This window comes from Micromonospora sediminimaris (genome assembly GCF_016863575.1).
Lineage (GTDB): Bacteria > Actinomycetota > Actinomycetes > Mycobacteriales > Micromonosporaceae > Micromonospora > Micromonospora sediminimaris.
Window position 1 is genome coordinate 1 of the sequence record NZ_BOPD01000055.1, and the last position, 20,894, is coordinate 20,894.

Consider the following 20,894-nt stretch of genomic DNA (forward strand, 5'->3'; position numbering starts at 1 on the left):
TTAGAGGGGGCCGCGGCCGGCGCGGAGCAGGAGTAGGGCGAGTTGGGTGCCGTCTGCGCCCAGGGCCGACCGGAACCGCTCCAGGATCTCCTGCTCGCGGGAGAGGACGAGCCGGGTACCGCCCGAGGCCATCCGGGTCGCGCCGACCTCCCGGGAGAGCGCGGCCCGCTCCTGCCACAACTCGATCAGCGCTCGGTCGATCTCGTCTATCCGCACCCGGATCTCGGCGATCCGGCTCGCGGCGTCCGGCTCGGCGGTCCCCGTGGCGGGGGTGCCCCCCTTGGGCCCGGTGGCACCGGCGCCGTTCGAGATCGTGCCGGACCCGGTCGCGCCGCCGTTCTGCTCCATCACGTCTGTCATCTTCAGGTACCCCTCGCGGTGTGGTGCCCGTTGCCCGGATTCCGGGACGCGAAAAGCCCCGGGCTCCGAGAGCCCGGGGCTTTTCGTAGGTCTGATCGATCAGGCGCGACCTACGGCTGCCGGACTCCCGGAGCCGTAGTAAAAGTAGAAGCGCTTGTCGAACACGCTGTCGAGTATGCCGCCCCGTGGGTTGGCGCGCAAGGAAAGCCGTCAACAAGGGGGACTGCCACTACCGCGGGCGTCAACCGGCCGCCTTCCCTGCATCTGGGCGGTGGTGCCGTCGGCGGGTGATGTCCGGCCGGCGGCATAGACTCGCCGTGCGATGCATCCTCTCTTCGACATCCCCGCGTCCCCGCCCGAGCCCGAGCCTGCCCGGGCGCTGCCGCCCCATCGGCCCGCGCCCGGCCGCCTCGACCCGACGCAGCTGGTGGAGGGACTCAACGGCCCGCAGCGGGACGCGGTCACCCATGCGGGCTCGCCGCTGCTGATCGTGGCCGGCGCCGGGTCCGGCAAGACCCGCGTGCTGACCCACCGGATCGCGTACCTGCTCGCGGCGCGGGACGTGCATCCCGGCGAGATCATCGCGATCACCTTCACCAACAAGGCCGCCGGCGAGATGAAGGACCGGGTCACCGCCCTGGTCGGCCCACGGGCCCGGCTGATGTGGGTCTCCACGTTCCACTCCGCCTGCGTACGGATCCTGCGTGCCGAGCACGAGCAGGCCGGCCTGAAGTCCACGTTCTCGATCTACGACGCGGACGACTCCCGCCGGCTGATGCAGCTCGTCGCCCGGGAGCTCGACCTGGACCCGAAGCGGTATCCGGCGCGGGGCCTGGCCGCCCAGGTCTCGAACCTCAAGAACGAGCTTGTCGACCCGGAGACGTTCGCCGCGCGGGCCAGCGGCCCCAACGAACGCGCCCTGGCCGAGGCGTACGCTCTCTATCAGCGGCGGCTCCGCGAGGCCCACGCGTTGGACTTCGATGACCTGATCATGACGACGGTGCATCTGCTCCAGTCGCATCCGCACGTCGCGGAGAGCTACCGCCGTCGTTTCCGGCATGTGCTGGTCGACGAGTACCAGGACACCAACCACGCGCAGTACGTCCTGATCAAGGAGTTGGTCTCCGGCACCGAGGGCCTCGACCCGGCGGAGCTGTGCGTGGTCGGCGACGCGGACCAGTCCATCTACGCCTTCCGGGGCGCGACGATCCGCAACATCCTGGAGTTCGAGCGCGACTTCACAAACGCCCGCACCATCCTGCTGGAGCAGAACTACCGCTCCACGCAGACCATCCTGAACGCCGCGAACGCGGTGATCGACCGCAACACGTCTCGCAAGCCGAAGCGATTGTGGAGCGACGCCGGCCAGGGTGAACCGATCGTCGCGTACGTCGCCGACACCGAGCACGCCGAGGCGGACTGGGTGGCCCGGGAGATCGACAGGTTGGTCGACGACGGGGAGACGCGTCCGGGCGACGTGGCGGTCTTCTACCGCACCAACGCCCAGTCCCGGGTCTTCGAGGAGGTGTTCATCCGTCTCGGTCTGCCGTACAAGGTTGTCGGCGGGGTGCGCTTCTACGAGCGCAAGGAGGTCCGGGACGCCCTGGCCTACCTGCGCTCGGTGGTCAACGATGACGACACGGTCAGCCTGCGGCGGATCCTGAACACCCCGCGCCGGGGCATCGGCGATCGCGCCGAGGCCTGTGTGGAGGCGCTGGCCAGCCGGGACCGGATCTCCTTCGGTGCCGCGTTGCGGCGCGCCGGCGACGCGCCCGGCATCTCGACCCGGGCGGCCAACGGCATCGCCGACTTCGTGGCGCTGCTCGACTCCGCCCGTGAGCTGGCCGTCGACGGCACCCCGGAGGAGGTGCTGGAGGCGGTGCTGACCCGCTCGGGTTACCTGACCGAGCTGGAGGAGAGCCTCGACCCGCAGGACGCGGGCCGGGTCGACAACCTCCAGGAACTGGTCAGCGTCGCGCGCGAGTACACCGAACGGATCGAGGCGACCGGCGCGGAGGGGGAGCGGGCCACCCTTGCCGGTTTCCTGGAGCAGGTCGCGCTGGTCGCCGACGCCGACCAGGTGCCCACCGACGACCCCGAGCATCAGGGTGTGGTCACCCTGATGACCCTGCACACCGCCAAGGGCCTGGAGTTCCCCGTGGTGTTCCTGACCGGCCTGGAGGACGGCGTCTTCCCGCACCTGCGCTCGCTGGGCGACACCCGGGAGTTGGAGGAGGAGCGTCGGCTGGCTTACGTCGGCATCACCCGCGCTCGGCAGCGGCTCTACCTCTCCCGGGCGGTGACCCGCTCGGCGTGGGGCCAGCCGTCCTACAACCCGCCGTCCCGGTTCGTCGAGGAACTGCCGCCAGAGCTGGTCCGCTGGGAGCGGACCGAGGGCTCGTACACCTCGTGGGGCGGCGGTGGCGGCGGCGTGGGCGGTCGCGCGGAGCGGACCCCCGGCGGTCGCGGTGGGTTTGCCGGCGGCACGCCCCGGGCGGTACAACTGGCCCGCAAGCTCGGGGTGGACGGCAGCCGGCTGGCCACCGCGAGCGAGCTGCCACAGGGGCCGAAGGTCACCGCCGGGGACCGGGTGAACCACCAGCGGTACGGTCTCGGCCGGGTGGTGGCGGTGGAGGGGCACGGCCCGGGTGCCCGGGCGCAGATCGACTTCGGTGACCAGACGTTGTGGCTGGTGCTGCGCCACGCCCCGATCGAGAAGATCTGACCCGGAAGGACGACCCAGCGGATGACGGTTCAGGTCATCGTGCTCAATGGCGGATCCAGCTCAGGCAAGTCGGGAATTGTCCGCTGCCTCAGACACCTGCTACCAGGACCCTGGATCAACCTCGGGATCGACGACCTGATCGAGCGGCTGCCACCGTCCATGGTCACCTTCGGGTCGCAGGGCGAGGTCATCCTGGGGGAGGGCTTCGACGGCATGCAGCACGCCTGGTGGGTCGGCGTTGCCGCGATGGCTAGGGCCGGTGCCCCAGTCATCGTCGACGACGTGTTTCTCGGCGGGGGTGCGTCGCAGGAGCGCGTTCGCCGGTACCTGGAGGGCCTCCGGGTGCTCTGGGTCGGAGTGCGCTGCGACCCCGACATCGCGACCGCCCGGGAGATCGCCAGAGGCGACCGGGTGACCGGCATGGCCGCGTCGCAGGCCGCGGTCGTGCACCAGGGTGTCGCGTACGACGTCGAGGTGGACACCAGCCGCACCGAATCGCTGGACTGTGCCCGTGCGATCGTCGCGCAGCTGAGCTGAACTCGTCTGCGCGACGCCCGAGCCGCGTCACCCGGCGGGTCAGCAGGCCACGTCGAGGCCGCGGGCGCGCAGGAACGGCGCCGGGTCGATCTGGTTCCACATCTGGCCCTGGTGCACCTCGAAATGCAGATGCGGGCCGGTGGAATCGCCCGTGGAGCCCTCCAGACCGATCGTCTGCCCGGTGCTGACCTTCGCACCCACGCTCACCCTGGCCGTGCTCAGGTGGGCGTAGTGGGTGAGGTAGCCGTTGCCGTGGTCGATGACCACCGAGATGCCGTACCCGTCGCCGACGTCGCCGGCCTTCGTCACGGTGCCAGCGAAGGCGGCCCGGACGGGGGTGCCGGCGGGCATGGCGAAGTCGATGCCGGCGTGCAGGGTGCCCCACCGAGGCCCGTAGCAGGAGGTGATGGCACTTCCGGCCATCGGCAGGACCCAGGACGACTTCGGCTTCGTACTCTTCTTCGGCTTCGCCTTGGCGGTGGCCGTTCGGCTGGCTTTCGGCTTCGGCTTCGGGCTGGGCTTCGCGGTGGGGCTGGCGCTCGGCGACTGGCTCGGTGACGGGCTGCCCGAGGCGGCGGGTTCGCGAGCCGACCGGTCGGCTCGCTCGGCGGCCTCGGCCCGGGTCTGGGCGTCCAGGGCGACCGGGCTGGTGGTCGGCCGCTTCTCGCGGTCGGTCATGACGACACCGCCGACGCCCACCGCCGCCAGGGCGACCGCACCGACAGCCAGCAGCCGGGAGCGCCGGCTCAGGCGTCGCCGATGGCGGGCCGGGGCGTGGGGGATCTCGCGGGTCGGGGTGGGGCTGTCGTCCTGCACGGGTACGGACCTCATTGGTTTCGAGTGGTACGTGACCTCGAAATCCTGGTGTCGGTCCGGGCGGTGCCGGGTACCGGGGGTGTGGGCGGCGCGGGCGGTGGTCGGTGCCGCTGTCCGCCTTCGTGCCGGGCTGTTCTCGACTGCCCGATGTTGATCCGCCCGGCCTTTGTGCCGTCAGTCACAATTGTTCGAGTGAGCTGGGGCACTTGCGGGCGCGAGGTACCAAGCGAAACCGCCCGGATCGACAGATCCGGGCGGTCAACAGGCGTTACGGCCGGTCAGGACGCGGCTACCTCGCTGTAGATTGCCTCGACTTGTAGCTTGATGTCCACTCCGCGCTCCTGAAGCCACGGCACCGGGTCGAGCGGCTCGCCCTTGACATGGATCTCCAGGTGCAGGTGGGAGCCGTAGGAGTGGCCCGTGTTGCCGACCAGGCCGAGCTGGTCACCCGCCTTGACCTGCTGCCCCTCGCGCACGCTGAGCGCGGAGGAGTGGCCGTAGATGGCCTCGCTGCCGTCGGCGTGCTGGACGATCACCGCGTTTCCGTAGCCGCCGAACCAGCCGGCCTTGGTGACGGTGCCCTCGTGGATGGCGACGTACGGGGTGCCCTCCGGCGCGACGAGGTCGACGCCGGTGTGCAGCTTGCCCCAGCGCATGCCGTAGGGAGAGTTGAAGTCGTAGCCCTGGAGGGGGAGCAGCCATACGCCGGTGTCCTCGGCGCTCTCCGGGCCGGTGCGACTGTCCCGGGAGGCTCGCTCGGCGGCGTCGGCCCGCTCGGCGGCGCCCTGGTTGCTGATCGACGCCTGCTTCAGCTCGTCGAGCACCGAAGGGCTGACGCTCTTGGCGTCCGGCATTGCGTTGGCACCCAGCGCCACCACACCGGCACCGACGAAGGCGGTGGTGACGACCGCGGCGTAGCGGCTGCGCGGGGGGGTGGGTACGCGGCGGCGGCCGCGATATCGATCGGGCTCAGACGACAGGCGCTGGCGCACGCATACCCTCCGTTGTCGGGGTTCCGATGCGGATCAGCCGTCGTCCGAATCTGGTGACCGTGCGTCGGCTGGTCGCGTCGTCACCCGTCCGTAGACCTGATGACAACCGTGGACACGGTAGCCAACCGTCAGTCCTGTCACAAGCCGGAGCGCCGAATTGGTTGCAACGTTCTGTCCGCTTCCGTACTGGATTGTCATGGCTCGGGGATGTAGTGGGGTGTCCTCGTTATCCTCCGTTCGTCGCACACCGTGACCGATCGGCGGAGTCGTCCCGCTTGACGCGTCCCGTATTGGTCGTGCCTGTGCGTGAGGTGTCGATGATGCCTGCGTGAGGTGGCCGGAGGCTGCGGCGAGTCCGAATGCCGAACGCCGTTTACCGCTCGCCCTGCCGGCCCCGGTTCCCCGGCCCCGGCCGGGCGGGTTACCGTTCGTTCAGGTGAAAGCCGCGGAGCCGGTGAAAGGGATGCCCAGATGAGCTCTCGTGTTCGGGTCGTCGTCGCCAAGCCGGGCCTGGACGGCCACGACCGTGGCGCCAAGGTGGTGGCGCGCGCTCTCCGTGACGCCGGCATGGAGGTCATCTACACCGGCCTGCACCAGACCCCGGAGCAGATCGTGGAGACCGCGATCCAGGAGGACGCCGACGCGGTCGGTCTCTCGGTGCTCTCCGGGGCGCACATGACGCTGTTCCGCAGGGTCCTTGAGCTGCTCGACGAGCGGGAGGCACGAGACATCGTCGTCTTCGGCGGAGGCATCATCCCGGAGGCCGACCTTCCGGAGTTGGAGCGGCTCGGCGTGGCCAAGATCTTCACCCCGGGCGCCACCACCGCATCCATCGTGGAATGGGTCCGGGACAACGTCGCCCAGCCGGTGGCCTGAGCACAGGGGAGGGGCCGGACGCACCCCTCACACGTCCGGCCCCTCTATGCACGATGCCCCGCCGCCACCCCTCGACCGACAGGGCATCGGCCGTTTCCGTCTTCGCGCTTTCCAGCGCTCCGACACCTGACTCAACGACGCCCTTCCTGCGGGGTTACGCAGGACCGCCGAGAACTGTCGCTGCCCTGACAAGATCGCTCGAACGGGTGACGCGGGCCCTGCGGTGGACCGCGCGGCGGCCCGGGCTGTGCATTACCGCACACCGCGCACCCGCTCGGTTGCCGGAGGTGCCGGCATCGCTAGGCTGCGCCCAATGAAACCTTTCCCACCTCCCTCTGCGAGCCGGACCGTCAGGTCGGCTGCGGCGCGTGGTCGCGGTGGCGAGGGTTCGACGGCCCACGTCAACTTCAACTGATGTCGGGCATCACACTGTTTTCTTTCCATACGCTGGTGGCGGCGCGACGGTGCGCCGCAGAGACGGGACGGGACGCGCAATCGTGGACCTGTACGAGTACCAGGGGCGGGACCTGTTCGAGCGGCACGGGCTTCCCGTGCTCGCCGGCGGCGTCGCCACGACCCCGGAGGAGGCCCGCGCGATCGCCGAACGCCTCGGCGGCCGGGTGGTCGTCAAGGCACAGGTGAAGGTCGGCGGCCGAGGCAAGGCGGGCGGCGTCAAGCTGGCCGAGGGCGCGGAGGAGACGGTGGCCCGTGCCACCGACATCCTCGGCATGGACATCAAGGGCCACACCGTCCACAAGGTCATGATCACCGTGACCGCGGACGTGGCCGAGGAGTACTACTTCTCGTACCTGCTCGATCGGGCGAACCGCACGTTCCTCTGCATCGCCAGCGTCGCCGGCGGCATGGACATCGAGCAGGTCGCCGCCGAGACCCCCGAAAAGGTCGTCAAGGCGCCGATCGACGCCGTCAAGGGCGTGGACGAGGCGAAGGCGCGGGAGATCGTCGAGGCGGCCGGCTTCCCGGCCGAGGTCGCCGACCAGGTCGTCGACGTCGCGGTCGGCCTGTGGCGGGCGTTCGTCGCCGAGGACGCCACCCTGGTCGAGGTGAACCCGCTGGCCAAGACCGCCGAGGGCAAGCTGCTGCTGCTGGACGCCAAGGTGACGCTTGACGAGAACGCCGGCTTCCGGCACCCGGACCATGAGGCGCTTGTCGACCAGGCAGCGGTGGACCCGCTGGAGCAGGCGGCCAAGGAGAAGGACCTCAACTACGTCAAGCTCGACGGCGAGGTCGGCATCATCGGCAACGGCGCGGGCCTGGTCATGTCGACCCTCGACGTGGTCGCCTACGCCGGGGAGCGGCACGGCAACGTCAAGCCGGCCAACTTCCTCGACATCGGCGGCGGCGCGAGCGCCGCGGTCATGGCCAACGGTCTGGAGATCGTCCTCTCCGACCCGTCGGTCAAGAGCGTCTTCGTCAACGTCTTCGGCGGCATCACCGCCTGCGACGCGGTCGCCAACGGCATCGTGCAGGCGTTGGGCCTGCTGGAGCAGCGGGGCGAGCAGGTCACCAAGCCGCTCGTCGTCCGCCTCGACGGCAACAACGCCGAGGCCGGTCGAGCGATCCTCGACGGCGCGAACAACCCGCTGATCGAGCGGGTCGACACCATGGACGGCGCGGCCGAGCGGGCCGCCGAGCTGGCGGCTGCGGGGGTCTGACACATGGCTATCTGGCTGACCAAGGACTCGAAGGTCATCGTCCAGGGGATGACCGGTTCCGAGGGTTCCAAGCACACCCGCCGGATGCTCGCCGCCGGTACGAACGTGGTGGGCGGCGTCAACCCGCGCAAGGCGGGCACCACCGTCGACTTCGACGGCACCGAACTGCCGGTCTTCGCCAGCGTCGCCGACGCGATGAAGGACACCGGCGCCGATGTCACAGTCATCTTCGTACCGCCGCAGTTCACCAAGGCGGCGGTCATCGAGGCGATCGACGCCGAGATCCCGCTGGCCGTGGTGATCACCGAGGGGGTGCCGGTGCACGACACCGCCGCCTTCTGGGCGTACAACGTGGCCAAGGGCGAGCGGACCCGGATCATCGGCCCGAACTGCCCCGGCATCGCCTCGCCGGGCGCCTCGAACGCCGGCATCATCCCGGCCGACATCACCGGCTCCGGTCGGATCGGTCTGGTCAGCAAGAGCGGCACCCTGACCTACCAGATGATGTACGAGCTGCGGGACATCGGCTTCTCCACCTGCGTCGGCATCGGCGGCGACCCGATCATCGGGACGACGCACATCGACGCGTTGGCCGCCTTCGAGGCCGACCCGGACACCGACGCCATCGTCATGATCGGTGAGATCGGCGGGGACGCCGAGGAGCGGGCGGCCGAGTTCATCAAGGCCAACGTCAGCAAGCCGGTGGTCGGCTACATCGCCGGTTTCACCGCCCCGCCCGGCAAGACCATGGGGCACGCCGGTGCGATCATCTCCGGCTCGGCGGGCACCGCCGACGCCAAGAAGGAAGCGCTGGAGGCGGTCGGCGTGAAGGTCGGCAAGACGCCGACCGAGACGGCCAAGCTGATGCGCGAGATCATGTCCGCGGGCTGAGCGGAACACGCATCGAGGGGCCGACCGGAAGGTCGGCCCCTCAGCGGTTCCAGTACGGGTAGTTGCCGGTCGCCTGCAGGATCAGGCTGACGACGATGTTCAGCACGCCCAGCGCGATGGCCACGTAACCCAGCACCGGCGACTGGCGGTACCGGCGCGCGTCGCGGATCGACAACCAGCCGAAGACGATGCCGAGGATGCCGCAGCAGAGCACCCCGGTCACGATGCCGAGCACGCCCCAGAGAGTCGTGCGGTCCCGGCCGGCCGGTGGTGGCGGGGGCGGTGGATACGGAGCGTTCACGACTCCCCTTCCGGTCACATGCTGCCGCGACGTCGGTCACGGCCCCTGTGCCGAGGCTAGAGGAGCCGGTGCCCGCCCACGCCGGATCAGGCGAACTGGTGCGTCCGGCGACCTGGCGTCGGACGCACCGAGCGGGTGTCGGGCAGCCAGGGCCGGCACGGCATGCCAGAGTAGAGCCGATGTCCTTCGTCACCCCTGACCAGCCTCGCCGGGCCACGGACGCCCGCGGCGTCGGCGCCCGGCCACCCGGCCGGGCCGGCCCTCCGCGCCGGGTGCCCGCTGCGCGGGCGGCACCCCCGGGGCGCAGCCACGCGCCGCTCGCGGTCGCCGCACTGGTCGCCGCCAGCGGAGCGGCCGTCACCACCTGGCTTCCCGTGGCGCTGGCGCTCTGGCTGTTCCAGCTCAGCGAGGGGGCCGGCAGTCTGCTCGACGCCGCCCGTGCCGGGGCGGCGGGCTGGCTCCTCGGTCACGGAGTTCCCCTGACCACGGCCACCGGCCCGCTGGGCCTGGCGCCGCTCGCGGTGACCGCGCTGGCGGTGTGGCGGCTCACCCGGGCCGGGGTGCACGCCAGTCGCGCGATCGGTGCCCGCGGCGGCCGTTCGCCGAGCCGTACGCTCGCCGCCGCGACAGCGGTAGGTGTCGCGTACGGGCTGTTGGGAACGCTTGCCGCCGTCGTGGTCGGTGCGGGTGGTCCCGGTGTGTCGCCGGTACGCGCCGGGCTGACGCTGGTGACCGTCGGCACCCTCGCCGCCGGTGTCGGTGCCGCTCGCACGACCGGGGTGGTGGAGGTCTTCGCCGCGCAGGCACCGATGCCGTTGCGCGAGGGCGTGCGTGCCGGTCTGGTCGCCGCGCTTGTGCTGCTCGGCGCGGGAGCCGCCGTGGCGGGGCTGGCGGTGGCGACCGGCGGTGGTGACGCGGCCGACCTGATCGGCGCCTATCAGACCGGTGTCGCCGGTCAGGCCGGCATCACGCTGGTCAGCCTCGCGTACGCGCCAAACGTCAGCGTGTGGTCGGCCAGCTACCTGCTCGGCCCCGGCTTCGCGGTCGGCACGGACACGGCGGTACGCACCAGCGAGGTGTCGGTCGGCGCGCTACCGGCTCTGCCGTTGTTCGCCGGTCTGCCCAGCGGGCCGGTCGACGGGCTCGGCGCGGTCACCGTACTCGCCCTGCCCGTCCTCGTTGGAATGGCCACCGGCGGGCTGCTCGCGCGCCGTCTGCTGCGCCTGGCCATCGCCGAACGCGCACCCCTGTCGTGGCGGCGGCTGCTCGTACCGGCGGCGCTCGCCGGACCGGTGGCCGGCCTGCTGCTCGGCGCGGCGGCCAAGGCGTCCGGCGGGCCGCTGGGCGGCGGCCGGCTGGCGGAGGTCGGGCCGGTCGGTTGGCAGGTGGCGCTCGCGGCGCTGTTGGTCACCGGTGCCGGCGCGCTGCTCGGTGCCGCCGCCATCCGCTGGCTCGCCCGACTCGCCACCTGAGCTTCCGGTACCGGCGCGCCGCCGCCACCTGCTGACTCGAAGACCGCACCTTCCCGAGCCGGTGGGTGCATCCCACGCCGGGAGACTGCGGAATCCCCGATGTTGTGGCCTGCCTGGGTGCGCAAGGCGGCAACATCCCCGATGTTGTCCGTGCATCCCGCGCCGGAGGCGGTAGGGCTGCGATGGGGGTGGGGCGGCTCTGACGAGGCAGGGGCGTCCCGGATGTTTCGGGACGCCCCTGGCGGTGGGCAGCTACTTGTCAGGGATACATCGATCCGCCGACGTTCAGTGCCACCACGACGATCTGTAGCAGACCCAGCAACAGCCCCACCGCGCCGCAGATCAGGCCGGCGAGTGCCTGGCCGGAGTTGCCGGCCAGCCCCTGGTCGGCCTTCTGCTTGCCCAGCCAGCCGGTGACGAGTGCTGCCAGTCCCAGCGGGATACCGAGGTAGCAGCAGCTCAGCGGAATCGACGCGATACCGAGGATCATCGCGATCAGGCCGAGGGTGTTCTGCTGCCCCTGCGCGCCGGCGAAGCCAGCGTGCGGGTACATCGGCGTGCCGCCGTAGGGCTGCGCAGCGTACGGGTCGGCGTAGGGCTGCCCGTAGCCCGGCTGCCCGTACGCCGGCTGCCCGTAGCCCGGTTGACCGTACGCCGGCTGGCCGTACGCCGGGGGTTGCCCGGCCGCCGGTGGAGGACCGGCCGGCGGAGCGTACGGGTCGTAGGGCGCGGGCGAGGCCGGCGGCGGGGCCTCCGGCTGACCCGGGACCGGTGGCTGCTGACCGTACGGATCGGCCGGTGGCTGCTGACCGTACGGATCGGTCGGCTGGGCGTACGGGTTGGCCGGCGGTGGCGCGTACGGGTTGGCCGGGGGCGGCGCGTACGGGTTGGCCGGCTGGGGTGTGGTCGGGTCCCCGTACGGCGGCTGCTGGCCGTACGGGTCCTGACCGGGGTGACCGGGCTGCATCCGGTGCTCAGTAACCGCTGGCGTTGCTGTCGCTCATCGAGCCCAGCAGGCCGCCGCCGAGGCAGCACACCAGGACGATCGCGAGCCAGGCGATACCGACGATCAGGGCCCACTTGGACCACTTCTTCGACTCGGCCGCCGCAGCCTGGGCACCGGCGTAGTCACCCTGCTGGAGCAGCGGGTTGACCTTCGAGGCGTTGATGATCGCCGGGATGGCCAGCGGCCAGAAGAGGAAGATCGCGACGATCGACATTGTCATGTTGTTGTCGACCGACTGCGGTGGCTGTGACTGGTACTCGGGCTGCATGACGACGTGCTCCTCACGGTTGTTTCGCTGACGGGTGTGGGACCGGACATGCGCCGGTCCCAAGCGACCGGCAGCGTACCCGCTTCCGGCCAGTTCGGTGGTCACGCGCGCCGCGCTGCCCAGCGGATGGGCACCGGTCGGCGGCCGGATAGGGTGTGCCGGTGACCCAGTCCGCCCGTATCGTCGTTCTTGTCTCCGGCTCCGGAAGCAACCTTCAGGCTCTGCTGGACGCGACCGCCGACCCGGCGTACGGGGCACAGGTGGTCGCGGTCGGTGCGGACCGCGACGGCATCGCGGGCCTGGACCGGGCCGTCGCCGCGGGGGTGCCCACCTTCGTGGAGCGGGTCAAGGACCATCCGGACCGCGAGCAGTGGGACGTCGCGCTCACCGCGCGGGTCGCCGAGCACCGACCCGACCTGGTCATCTCGGCCGGGTTCCTGAAGCTGGTCGGTCCCCGCTTCCTCGGCGCTTTCGGCGACCGCTACCTGAACACGCACAACACCCTGTTGCCGGCGTTTCCCGGCATCCACGGTCCGCGTGACGCCCTCGCCTACGGAGTCAAGGTGACCGGGGCGACCCTCTTCTTTGTCGACGCCGGGATGGACACCGGCCCGATCGTCGCGCAGGTGGCGGTGCCGGTACGCGACGACGACGACGTCGACACGCTCACCGAGCGCATCAAGGAAGCGGAGCGGAGCCAGCTCGTCGAGCAGGTGGGCCGGCTGGTCCGTGAAGGTTGGACGATCACTGGAAGAAAGGTCATGGTCGGCGTGAACCCCATCCAGGACGGGCGTCGCCCCATCCGGCGAGCACTTGTCAGCGTCTACGACAAGACCGGCCTGGCCGGCCTGGCCCAGGCACTGCACACCGCCGGTGTGGAGATCGTTTCCACCGGCAGCACCGCGTCGACGATCGCCGCGGCGGGGGTGCCGGTGACGCCGGTGGAGCAGGTGACCGGCTTCCCGGAGATCCTCGACGGGCGGGTCAAGACCCTGCATCCGGCCATCCACGGTGGGCTCCTCGCCGACCTGCGCAAGGACGCGCACACCGCCCAGCTCGACGAACACGGCATCGCCGGGATCGACCTGCTGGTGTCCAACCTGTACCCGTTCCAGGACACCGTCGCCTCCGGGGCCGGTCCGGACGAGTGCGTCGAGCAGATCGACATCGGCGGCCCGGCGATGGTGCGGGCGGCCGCCAAGAACCACGCCTGCGTGGCCGTGGTCACCGACCCGGGTGCGTACCCGATGCTGCTGGCCGCACTCGACGGTGGTGGCTTCACCCTGGCGCAGCGTCGGGCGCTGGCCGCCCGCGCCTTCGCCGACATCGCCGAGTACGACGTGGCGGTCGCCGAGTGGTTCGCCACCTCGGTCGCCCCGGCGGCCGAGGGCATGCCGGAGTTCGCCGGTCTGGCGCTGCGCCGGCAGTCGGTGCTGCGCTACGGCGAGAACCCGCACCAGACCGCCGCGCTCTATGCCGACCCGGCCGGCCCGGTGGGGCTGGCTCAGGCCGAGCAGTTGCACGGCAAGGAGATGTCCTACAACAACTACGTCGACGCGGATGCCGCCTGGCGGGCCGCGAACGACTTCGCCGACCAGCCCGCGGTGGCCATCATCAAGCACGCCAACCCGTGCGGCATCGCGGTCGGCACTGACGTGGCGGAGGCGCACCGCAAGGCGCACGCCTGTGACCCGGTCTCCGCCTTCGGTGGGGTCATCGCCGTCAACCGGCCGGTCTCGGTCGAGCTTGCCGGGCAGATCGCCGAGATCTTCACCGAGGTCGTGGTGGCACCCGACTACGAACCCGGTGCGGTGGAGACGCTCCAGGCCAAGAAGAACATCCGGCTGCTGCGCGCGCCCGCCTTCCAGCCGCGTCCGACCGAGTGGCGGCAGGTCAGCGGCGGCGTGCTGGTGCAGCTGCGGGACGCAGTCGACGCCGAGGGCGACGACCCGGCCAGCTGGCGGCTGGCCACCGGCGAGCCGGCCGACGAGGCGACCCTGGCCGACCTGGCCTTCGCCTGGCGGGCGGTACGCGCAGTGAAGAGCAACGCGATCCTGCTGGCCCAGGACTGCGCCACGGTGGGCGTCGGGATGGGACAGGTCAACCGGGTCGACTCGGCCCGTCTCGCGGTCAGCCGGGCCGGCGCCGACCGGGCGCGCGGTGCGGTGGCCGCCTCGGACGCGTTCTTCCCGTTCGCCGACGGCCCGCAGATCCTCATCGACGCGGGCATCCGGGCGATCGTCCAGCCCGGCGGCTCCATCCGCGACGAAGAGGTGATCGACGCCTGCAAGCGGGCCGACGTCACCATGTACCTCACCGGCACCCGCCACTTCTTCCACTAGGCGCGCATCGCGGGTACGGCGAACGCGGCCCGCGTCGCGTCCGTGCCCGGCGCAACACCGCTCCCAACGGACGCCCCGATCCACGGGATGCGAATGCGAGATCTTGGAAAGTTTCCGTTAGCGCCGAACGGAAACTTTCCAAGATCTGGACCGGATCAGGTCGGCCGTCGGACGGCTGTCACGGTCTGCTGCCGGGCGAGTAGGCCGGCGATGCCGTCGGCGGTCATCGGTCGGGCCAGGTGGAAGCCCTGACCACGGGTGTAGCCGAGGGCGCGGAGGACAGCGACCTGTTCGGCGCTCTCGACGCCCTCGGCAACGGTCTCCAGGCCGAGCGCGTGGGCGAGCTGGATCACCGCGCGGGCCACCGCCCGCCGGGCGTCGGCTGCCGCTGCCTGGCCGTCGTCGATCTCGATACCGTCGACGAAGGACTTGTCGAGCTTCACGATCGCGGCGGGAAAGGCGCGCAGCAGGCTCAGCGACGACTCGCCGGTGCCGAAGTCGTCAAGCGACAGGCGGATGCCCATCCGGTCGAGTTCGAAGAGGGTTCGGGAGACCTGCTGACCGCGCAGCACCGCCGACTCGGTCACCTCCAGCACCAGTCGCTCGCACGGCAGCCCGCTCTCGGCGAGCGCGGCGGTCACGTCGGAGACGAAGTCGGGATCGTGCAGTTGCCGCGCGGAGACGTTCAGGCCCGCCTCCCGGAGTGCCTCCGGCCCGAACTCCCGGGACCATGCCGCCGCCTGGCGGCACGTCTCGCGCAGCACGAACCGGCCCAGCGGCACGATCAGCCCGGTCCGTTCGGCGGCCGGGATGAACTCGGCCGGGCTGACGACCCCGCGGGTCGGGTGGTGCCAGCGGACCAGCGCCTCGACCCCGACCAACCAGTTGTCGTCGAGCCGCAGGATCGGCTGGTAGACGACCCGAAGCTCGTTGTCGTCCAGGGCCCGCCGTAGCTCGCCGCCGAGCTGCATGTGCGCCAGTACCGGCTCACCCATGCCGTCGACGTACCGTACGAAGCTCGCCTTCCCACGCTGCTTGGCCGTGTACATGGCGACGTCGGCGTCCCGCAGCACCGAGTCGACGGTGGCGCCGGGCGCGGTGTCGGCGATGCCGATGCTGGCCTGCACCAGCAGGCGGTGCTGACTGATCGGCTGGTCGAGCGCGGCCAGCAGCCGGCCGGCCAGTTCCTCGGGGTCGGCGTCCGCGCCGGTGAGCAGCACGGCGAACTCGTCACCGGCGACCCGTACCGGCAGGCCGTCGTCACCGACCTCGGCACGCAGCAGCTCGGCGACCGACACGAGCAGCCGATCACCGACGCCGTGCCCGAGCAGGTCGTTGACGGTCTTGAAGTCGTCGAGGTCGACCAGGAGCACCGACGCGGGCGTCGTGGCGGTGAGCGCGGACGCGAGCCGGTCCCGGAACAGCGCCCGGTTGGCCAGCCCGGTGAGGCCGTCGTGGCTGACCTCGTACTGGAGGCGCTCCTCCTGGACGCGGGTGTTGCGCAGCAGCCGGGCGTTTTCTCGATAGGCGATGAACTGCCGGACGCTTACCAGCGCGGTGACCACCACGGCGGCGATCAGGACCAGCCGGACCGGCAGGGTCAGGGGGGCGCCGAACGCGACGGCGAGCAGCGGCACGTCGACCGCCACCACCGCCAGGTACGGCAGCAGCACGCCGTTGGGGGTCTGGGCCCGGCGGACACCGAGGTCGGCCCGCCACTGCGCCCTGACGCCAAGCGTGAAGAACACCGGGGTCAGCGGCATCACGATCGCCTGGACGGGGATGCCGGCGACGTAGCCGTACCGGACCGCGAGCACGGCGACTATCCCGGCGGTGACGCCGCCACTGGCCGCGACGAATCGTAGGGCGACGCGATCCACCGGGCCACCGGCGACGAAGGACACCTTCGTCGCGGCGCCGATCGCGACCAGGAAGGCGAGCCCGACCAGCGCCATCGCCTGCGGGCTCCACGGCTCGTCGGCGGTGAACATCGGGGCCAGCCCGACGTAGCAGAGCAGGGCCGCGCAGCCGAGGAACGCGATTGCGCGGTCGAGCAGGATGCGCCACCGCTCGACATCGCCGGTCTCGGCGATCGGCACCCGGGCCACCGCCCAGATGGCGACGACGAACCCGATCGCCACGCAGGCCGCCGCCGGCAGCGGCATGCTTCGGGTACGGGCCTCGGCGGCGTGCGTCAGCATGTCCAGCGCCAGCCAGCCGTACCCGATCGTGATGGTGGCCGCCGCGACGAGGAGCGCACGCCAGAAACGTCGGGTGACCGGGTCGAGGCTGGCGTGGCGGAGCAGGTGTACGACGGACCCGGCGGCGAAGATCCCGCCGACGGGAACGAAGGTGTACGCGAGCGCCTCGGTGCCCGCGCCGACCGTGAAGTTCGCGACGCACCATACGGTGCCGAGGACGGCGACCGCGACGGTGGCCTGCACGTACCGGACGGTGATCCGGCTGTTCGTCGCGGCGGCCCCGGCCGTGGGGCCCGTCGTCGGCCATAGCGCCACCTGCGTCACGGCTGTAGACCCTAGTGAGTGAGCAGAGGATCGCCATCCGTCATCGGGTGGTTCTTCGATGCCGCAGTATCCACTAGGGAGGGAGGTTGGGCGCTCACCCTCCCGGGCGCAGTTCGGCGAAGTGGCAGGCCGAGGGGTGCGGGTCGGCAGCGCGCAGCACCGCCTGCGGGTCCTGGGTGGCGCAGATGTCCTGCGCCTTCCAGCACCGGGTGCGGAAGTGGCAGCCGCTCGGCGGATCCGCCGGGCTCGGGACGTCGCCGCGCAGCCGGATGATGCTGCGGTGTTCCCGGGCGTCCGGGTCCGGCACCGGGGCCGCGGAGAGCAACGCCTGGGTGTACGGGTGGGTGGCGCGATCGTAGATCTCGTCCTCGGTGCCGATCTCCACGATCCGGCCCAGGTACATCACCGCGATCCGGTCGGAGATGTGCCGCACCACAGACAGGTCGTGGGCGATGAAGATGTAGGACAGGCCCAGTTCGTCCTGAAGTTCCTCCAGCAGGTTTATCACCTGCGCCTGGATGGAGACGTCCAGCGCGGAGACCGGCTCGTCGCAGACGATCACCTCGGGGCGCAGCGCCAAGGCCCGGGCGATGCCGATGCGCTGCCGCTGGCCACCGGAGAACTGATGCGGATAGCGGTTGATGTGCTCCGGGTTCAACCCGACGACGTCGAGCAGTTCCTGGATCCGCCGCTGGCGGCTGCCCTTCGGGGACGCCTCCGGATGGATCTCGAACGGCTCGCCGATGATGTCGCCGACGGTCATCCGTGGGTTCAGCGAGGTGTACGGGTCCTGCATGACCATCTGCATGTTGCGCCGGATCCGCCGTAGCTCGCCACCGGAGGCGGCGAACAGGTCGCGACCGGCCAGCGTGGCGCGGCCGGCGGTCGGCTTCTCCAGCCGCATCAGCAGTCGGGCCAGGGTGGACTTGCCGCAGCCCGACTCACCGACGATGCCAAGTGTCTCGCCGCGGCGCAGCTGGAAGCTCACCCCGTCGACGGCCTTGACCGCACCGGTCTTCTTCTTGAACACCACGCCCTGCGTGATCGGGAAGTGTTTGACCACGTGGTTGACGTCGAGGAGGGTCTCGCCGCGGACGGTGGTGGGACTAGCCGGCGCGGTCATCACGTACCTCCTGGGCGAAGTGGCACGCGCTGGTCCGGCCGTCGCCGAGGATCAGGTCGTGCGGCACCACGTCCACGCAGACCTGCTGCACGTACGGGCACCGGGGGTGGAAGGGGCAACCGCTGGGGATCCGCATCAGGTTGGGCGGCAGGCCGCGGATCGTGGACAGCTTCCCGCCCCGCTGGTCCAGGCGCGGGATCGAGTTCAGCAACCCCTTGGTGTACGGATGGGCAGGCGCCCGGTACAGCGACCGGACATCGGCGTGCTCGACGATCCGGCCCGCGTACATGACCGCGATCCGGTCCGCGACGTCGGCCACCACACCGAGGTCGTGGGTGATCAGGATCATCGCCATGTTCAGGTCCCGCCGCAGGTCGGCGAGGAGATCCATGATCTGGGCCTGCACGGTGACGTCCAGGGCGGTGGTGGGCTCGTCGGCGATCAGCACCTTCGGCTCCATCGCCAGGGCCATCGCGATCATCACCCGCTGCCGCATGCCGCCGGAGAACTGGTGCGGGTAGTCACCGAGACGGCTCGCCGCCCCGGGGATCTGCACCAGGTCCATCAGCTCCACCGAGCGGCGGCGGGCGTCCGCGCGGGACATGCCGAGTCGCTGGCGCAACGTCTCGCCGATCTGCCAGCCGACCGGGAAGACCGGGTTCAACGCGGAGAGGGCGTCCTGGAAGATCATCGCGATGTCCCTGCCCCGGATCTGCCGGCGCTGCTCCTCCGCCAGGCTGAGCAGGTCCTGGCCGGAGTAGCGGATCTCACCCGAGCTGATGTGCGCCGGCGGAGTGTCCAGGATGCCCATGATGGCCTGGGCGGTGACGGACTTGCCGGAGCCGGACTCGCCCAGCACGGCGAGGGTCTCGCCCGGATCCAGGTGGTAACTGACCCCGTTGATCACCTTGGCCACGCCCTCGCCGGTGCGGAACTCGACGTGCAGATCGCGTACCTCCAGCAGGTGCCCGTCGGGCGGGGTGGGCGAGGCCGGCGTCGGCCGGACGGCGTGCTGACTCATGAGGGGATCACCGGAGCTTCGGGTCGAAGGCGTCGCGGATCGCGTCGCCGAGCATGATGAAGGCCAGCACGGTCAGCGCCAGGAAGGTCGACGGGACCACCAGCGGGGTCGCCGACTCCCGCATGTGCACCCGACCGTTGTTGATCTCGATGCCCCAGGAGATGGTCGGTTCCCGCAGCCCGATGCCGAGGAAGGAGAGCGTCGCCTCGGCGGCGATGAACGAGCCGAGCGCGATGGTCAGGACCACGATGGCCGGGGCGAGTGCGTTCGGCAGGATGTGCCGCCACATGATCCGTCCGTTGCCGGCCCCCAGCATCCGCGCCGCGGCCACGTAGTCCTGCTCCCGGGCGGTGATCACCGAGGAACGGACCACCCGGGCCGCGGTGGTCCAGCCGAGCACCGCCAGCACGAAGATGACCGCGGCGACGCGTACCGTGGCGCTGTCGCTGCCGATGCGCTTGAGCAGGACGATCGCGGCCAGCAGCAGCGGGATGCCGAGCACGATGTCGATCACTCGGGAGAGCACCGCGTCGACCCAGCCGCCGAAGTAGCCGGCGACCATCCCCACGACCAGCGCGATCAGGCCGGTGAACAGCGCGCTCAGGGCGCCGACCAGCAGCGACGCGCGCGCGCCGTAGACCGCCCGGGCGTACGTGTCGCAACCCTGGAAGTCGTACCCGAAGATGGCGCCGCCGGAGGGCGGCGCGTGCTGTCGGGACAGCACGCAGTCGGCGGGGTCGTTGCTGGTGAACAGGCCCGGCACGGCGGCCATCGCGGTGACCAGCAGCACCAGGGTCAGGCTGATCCAGAAGATCGGCTTGCGGCGCAGGTCGCGCCAGGCGTCGCCGGCCAGGCTGCGCGGCTTGCGGGGCCGGCCCACCTGGTTCGGCGTGCCCGGTTCTCCGGAGGGCCCGCGCCGCGCGGCCTGGTTCTCCGACGCCGCCACCGTCTCGAAATCACTCATAGCGGATCCTCGGGTCCAGAACGGCGTACAGGACGTCGACCACCAGGTTGGAGACCAGGTAGACCACGACGAGCACGCTGACGATGCCCACCACCAGCGGGCCGTCCTCGGTGCGGATGCCGCGGAAGAGGTTGAAGCCGACGCCGGGGATGTTGAACACGCCCTCGGTGATGATCGCGCCGCTCATCAGGTTGCCGACCTCGACGCCGAGGAAGGTGATCACCGGGATGAGCGAGTTGCGCAACACGTGCACGCTCACCACCCGCCGATTCGGCAGGCCCTTCGACCGCGCGGTGCGCACGTAGTCGGCACGCAGGTTCTCGGCCACCGAGGTACGGGTCAGCCGGAGCGCGGTGGCCAGGGAGAGCGAGCCGAGCACGATGCCCGGCAGCAGCAGCGCGAAGAAGTCGGGGTCGGCGCCGGCGGTGGGCGGGAAGACCTGCCATTTGACGCCGAGGAAGTACTGCGCCAGCGGGGCGAGCACGATTGTCGGGATGCCGAGCACCAGCAGGGTCAGCAGCAGGGTGGCGTTGTCGAAGATGCTGGCCCGCCGGATGCCGGCGAGGACGCCTGCGGTGACGCCGAAGATGACCGCGACCGCGATGGCGATCAGGGCCAGCCTGATCGTGACCGGCCAGGCGGCGGCGAGGATGTCGCCGATCGACCGTCCGGTGAGCGACTCGCCCAGGTCGCCGCGGAGCAGATTCGAGATGTAGTCGAAGTACCTGTAGAAGAAGCCGCCGATCCCGGTGGCGTCGAGGTGGTACTTCTCCGTGAGGTACGCCCGCTGTGCGGCGGTGACCGGGCGCTCCCCGGCGAGGGCCTGGATCGGGTCGCCCTGACCGGCGAACATCAGCGCGTAGACGATCAGCGTGGTCCCGAAGAAGGCCAGGACCATCTGGAGCAGACGCCGCACGATGAAGCGGAACATACTTGGCAGTCTCCCTGAAAAGGGGCGAACCGCGTGGCGGGTCGGGTCACCTCGCGATGACCCGACCC

Annotated in this window: 18 protein-coding genes and 1 pseudogene; 8 read left to right on the forward strand and 11 right to left on the reverse strand. The window is 70.9% G+C overall.

The genetic code is table 11. From position 1 onward, the window contains the following. Positions 1-360 (reverse strand): chorismate mutase, encoded by a 360-nt coding sequence (locus tag Vse01_RS28505; protein ID WP_373870734.1) that lies wholly within the window; start codon positions 358-360, stop codon positions 1-3. Between the two features lie 322 nt (positions 361-682). On the opposite strand from Vse01_RS28505, the gene pcrA reads away from it, so the two are divergent. Together pcrA and Vse01_RS28515 are read left to right on the forward strand one after the other, a co-directional pair. Continuing rightward, the gene (pcrA, locus tag Vse01_RS28510; protein ID WP_093404974.1) at positions 683-3,085 is read left to right on the forward strand and encodes a DNA helicase PcrA; all 2,403 of its coding nucleotides are present in this window, start codon (positions 683-685) and stop codon (positions 3,083-3,085) included. 21 nt (positions 3,086-3,106) lie between these two features. Continuing rightward, positions 3,107-3,622: a chloramphenicol phosphotransferase CPT family protein gene (locus Vse01_RS28515; protein WP_093404977.1), complete on the forward strand. Its 516-nt coding sequence runs from the start codon at positions 3,107-3,109 to the stop codon at positions 3,620-3,622. 39 nt (positions 3,623-3,661) lie between these two features. Here the strand turns inward: Vse01_RS28515 and Vse01_RS28520 are convergent, their stop codons facing one another. Together Vse01_RS28520 and Vse01_RS28525 are read right to left on the reverse strand one after the other, a co-directional pair. Then, positions 3,662-4,438 (reverse strand): M23 family metallopeptidase, encoded by a 777-nt coding sequence (locus tag Vse01_RS28520; RefSeq protein ID WP_373870735.1) that lies wholly within the window; start codon positions 4,436-4,438, stop codon positions 3,662-3,664. Positions 4,439-4,716: 278 nt separating this feature from the next. Beyond that, a complete protein-coding gene (locus Vse01_RS28525) occupies positions 4,717-5,430 on the reverse strand; it encodes a M23 family metallopeptidase (RefSeq protein WP_093404982.1) in 714 nt (237 codons plus the stop codon). Between the two features lie 471 nt (positions 5,431-5,901). Here Vse01_RS28525 and icmB point away from each other — a divergent pair, with 471 nt between their 5' ends. The 3 genes from icmB (at position 5,902) to sucD (ending at position 8,873) form a co-directional block, all read left to right on the forward strand. After that, positions 5,902-6,306, forward strand: coding sequence for a coenzyme B12-dependent isobutyryl CoA mutase small subunit (gene icmB / locus Vse01_RS28530; RefSeq protein WP_093404985.1), 405 nt, complete (start codon positions 5,902-5,904; stop codon positions 6,304-6,306). A 497-nt stretch (positions 6,307-6,803) separates the two neighbouring features. Further along, a complete protein-coding gene (gene sucC, locus Vse01_RS28535; protein WP_093404988.1) occupies positions 6,804-7,982 on the forward strand; it encodes an ADP-forming succinate--CoA ligase subunit beta in 1,179 nt (392 codons plus the stop codon). Between the two features lie 3 nt (positions 7,983-7,985). Then, positions 7,986-8,873: a succinate--CoA ligase subunit alpha gene (gene sucD, locus Vse01_RS28540; RefSeq protein ID WP_093404991.1), complete on the forward strand. Its 888-nt coding sequence runs from the start codon at positions 7,986-7,988 to the stop codon at positions 8,871-8,873. Positions 8,874-8,913: 40 nt separating this feature from the next. Here sucD and Vse01_RS28545 read toward each other — a convergent pair whose 3' ends face one another. Further along, entirely contained in the window at positions 8,914-9,174 is a 261-nt protein-coding gene (locus Vse01_RS28545) for a hypothetical protein (protein WP_093404994.1), read from the reverse strand. Positions 9,175-9,353: 179 nt separating this feature from the next. Here Vse01_RS28545 and Vse01_RS28550 point away from each other — a divergent pair, with 179 nt between their 5' ends. Continuing rightward, on the forward strand, positions 9,354-10,646 hold the full coding sequence (locus Vse01_RS28550) for a cell division protein PerM (RefSeq protein WP_093404997.1): 1,293 nt from the start codon (positions 9,354-9,356) through the stop codon (positions 10,644-10,646). Between the two features lie 259 nt (positions 10,647-10,905). Here the strand turns inward: Vse01_RS28550 and Vse01_RS28555 are convergent, their stop codons facing one another. Further along, a complete protein-coding gene (locus Vse01_RS28555) occupies positions 10,906-11,613 on the reverse strand; it encodes a DUF4190 domain-containing protein (protein ID WP_093405000.1) in 708 nt (235 codons plus the stop codon). Between the two features lie 7 nt (positions 11,614-11,620). Then, the gene (locus Vse01_RS28560; protein ID WP_093405475.1) at positions 11,621-11,920 is read right to left on the reverse strand and encodes a CD225/dispanin family protein; all 300 of its coding nucleotides are present in this window, start codon (positions 11,918-11,920) and stop codon (positions 11,621-11,623) included. A 155-nt stretch (positions 11,921-12,075) separates the two neighbouring features. Between Vse01_RS28560 and purN the strand changes: the two are divergent. Together purN and purH are read left to right on the forward strand one after the other, a co-directional pair. Further along, positions 12,076-12,687, forward strand: a pseudogene (gene purN / locus Vse01_RS28565) (phosphoribosylglycinamide formyltransferase); the annotation flags it as partial. Further along, positions 12,682-14,262 carry a bifunctional phosphoribosylaminoimidazolecarboxamide formyltransferase/IMP cyclohydrolase gene (gene purH / locus Vse01_RS28570; protein ID WP_373870736.1) on the forward strand — a complete coding sequence of 527 codons (1,581 nt, stop codon included), beginning with the start codon at positions 12,682-12,684 and terminating at the stop codon, positions 14,260-14,262. The pseudogene purN and the gene purH, both read left to right, overlap by 6 nt. Positions 14,263-14,417: 155 nt before the next feature. Here purH and Vse01_RS28575 read toward each other — a convergent pair whose 3' ends face one another. The 5 genes from Vse01_RS28575 to Vse01_RS28595 all read right to left on the reverse strand — a co-directional run bounded on the left by Vse01_RS28575 (position 14,418) and on the right by Vse01_RS28595 (position 20,826). Then, positions 14,418-16,787 carry a putative bifunctional diguanylate cyclase/phosphodiesterase gene (locus tag Vse01_RS28575; protein ID WP_232511266.1) on the reverse strand — a complete coding sequence of 790 codons (2,370 nt, stop codon included), beginning with the start codon at positions 16,785-16,787 and terminating at the stop codon, positions 14,418-14,420. A gap of 94 nt (positions 16,788-16,881) precedes the next feature. Next, the gene (locus Vse01_RS28580; protein ID WP_093405007.1) at positions 16,882-17,910 is read right to left on the reverse strand and encodes an ABC transporter ATP-binding protein; all 1,029 of its coding nucleotides are present in this window, start codon (positions 17,908-17,910) and stop codon (positions 16,882-16,884) included. Beyond that, positions 17,894-18,931, reverse strand: a complete 1,038-nt coding sequence (locus Vse01_RS28585; RefSeq protein ID WP_093405010.1) for an ABC transporter ATP-binding protein — start codon at positions 18,929-18,931, stop codon at positions 17,894-17,896. Before Vse01_RS28585 ends, Vse01_RS28580 begins: the two co-directional genes overlap by 17 nt. Positions 18,932-18,938: 7 nt before the next feature. Further along, positions 18,939-19,895: an ABC transporter permease gene (locus tag Vse01_RS28590; protein WP_093405012.1), complete on the reverse strand. Its 957-nt coding sequence runs from the start codon at positions 19,893-19,895 to the stop codon at positions 18,939-18,941. Continuing rightward, positions 19,888-20,826, reverse strand: coding sequence for an ABC transporter permease (locus Vse01_RS28595; protein ID WP_093405014.1), 939 nt, complete (start codon positions 20,824-20,826; stop codon positions 19,888-19,890). The genes Vse01_RS28590 and Vse01_RS28595 overlap by 8 nt, the downstream gene beginning before the upstream one ends. Positions 20,827-20,894 lie beyond the last annotated feature (68 nt).

Excerpts from the sequence above, each read along its gene's own strand:
- Vse01_RS28505 (WP_373870734.1), bottom strand. The coding sequence starts at position 360 with ATGACAGACGTGATGGAGCAGAACGGCGGCGCGACCGGGTCCGGCACG.
- pcrA (WP_093404974.1), top strand. The coding sequence starts at position 683 with ATGCATCCTCTCTTCGACATCCCCGCGTCCCCGCCCGAGCCCGAGCCT.
- Vse01_RS28515 (WP_093404977.1), top strand. The coding sequence starts at position 3,107 with ATGACGGTTCAGGTCATCGTGCTCAATGGCGGATCCAGCTCAGGCAAG.
- icmB (WP_093404985.1), top strand. The coding sequence starts at position 5,902 with ATGAGCTCTCGTGTTCGGGTCGTCGTCGCCAAGCCGGGCCTGGACGGC.
- sucD (WP_093404991.1), top strand. The coding sequence starts at position 7,986 with ATGGCTATCTGGCTGACCAAGGACTCGAAGGTCATCGTCCAGGGGATG.
- Vse01_RS28550 (WP_093404997.1), top strand. The coding sequence starts at position 9,354 with ATGTCCTTCGTCACCCCTGACCAGCCTCGCCGGGCCACGGACGCCCGC.
- Vse01_RS28555 (WP_093405000.1), bottom strand. The coding sequence starts at position 11,613 with ATGCAGCCCGGTCACCCCGGTCAGGACCCGTACGGCCAGCAGCCGCCG.
- Vse01_RS28560 (WP_093405475.1), bottom strand. The coding sequence starts at position 11,920 with ATGCAGCCCGAGTACCAGTCACAGCCACCGCAGTCGGTCGACAACAAC.
- purH (WP_373870736.1), top strand. The coding sequence starts at position 12,682 with ATGGTCGGCGTGAACCCCATCCAGGACGGGCGTCGCCCCATCCGGCGA.
- Vse01_RS28580 (WP_093405007.1), bottom strand. The coding sequence starts at position 17,910 with ATGACCGCGCCGGCTAGTCCCACCACCGTCCGCGGCGAGACCCTCCTC.
- Vse01_RS28585 (WP_093405010.1), bottom strand. The coding sequence starts at position 18,931 with ATGAGTCAGCACGCCGTCCGGCCGACGCCGGCCTCGCCCACCCCGCCC.
- Vse01_RS28590 (WP_093405012.1), bottom strand. The coding sequence starts at position 19,895 with ATGAGTGATTTCGAGACGGTGGCGGCGTCGGAGAACCAGGCCGCGCGG.
- Vse01_RS28595 (WP_093405014.1), bottom strand. The coding sequence starts at position 20,826 with ATGTTCCGCTTCATCGTGCGGCGTCTGCTCCAGATGGTCCTGGCCTTC.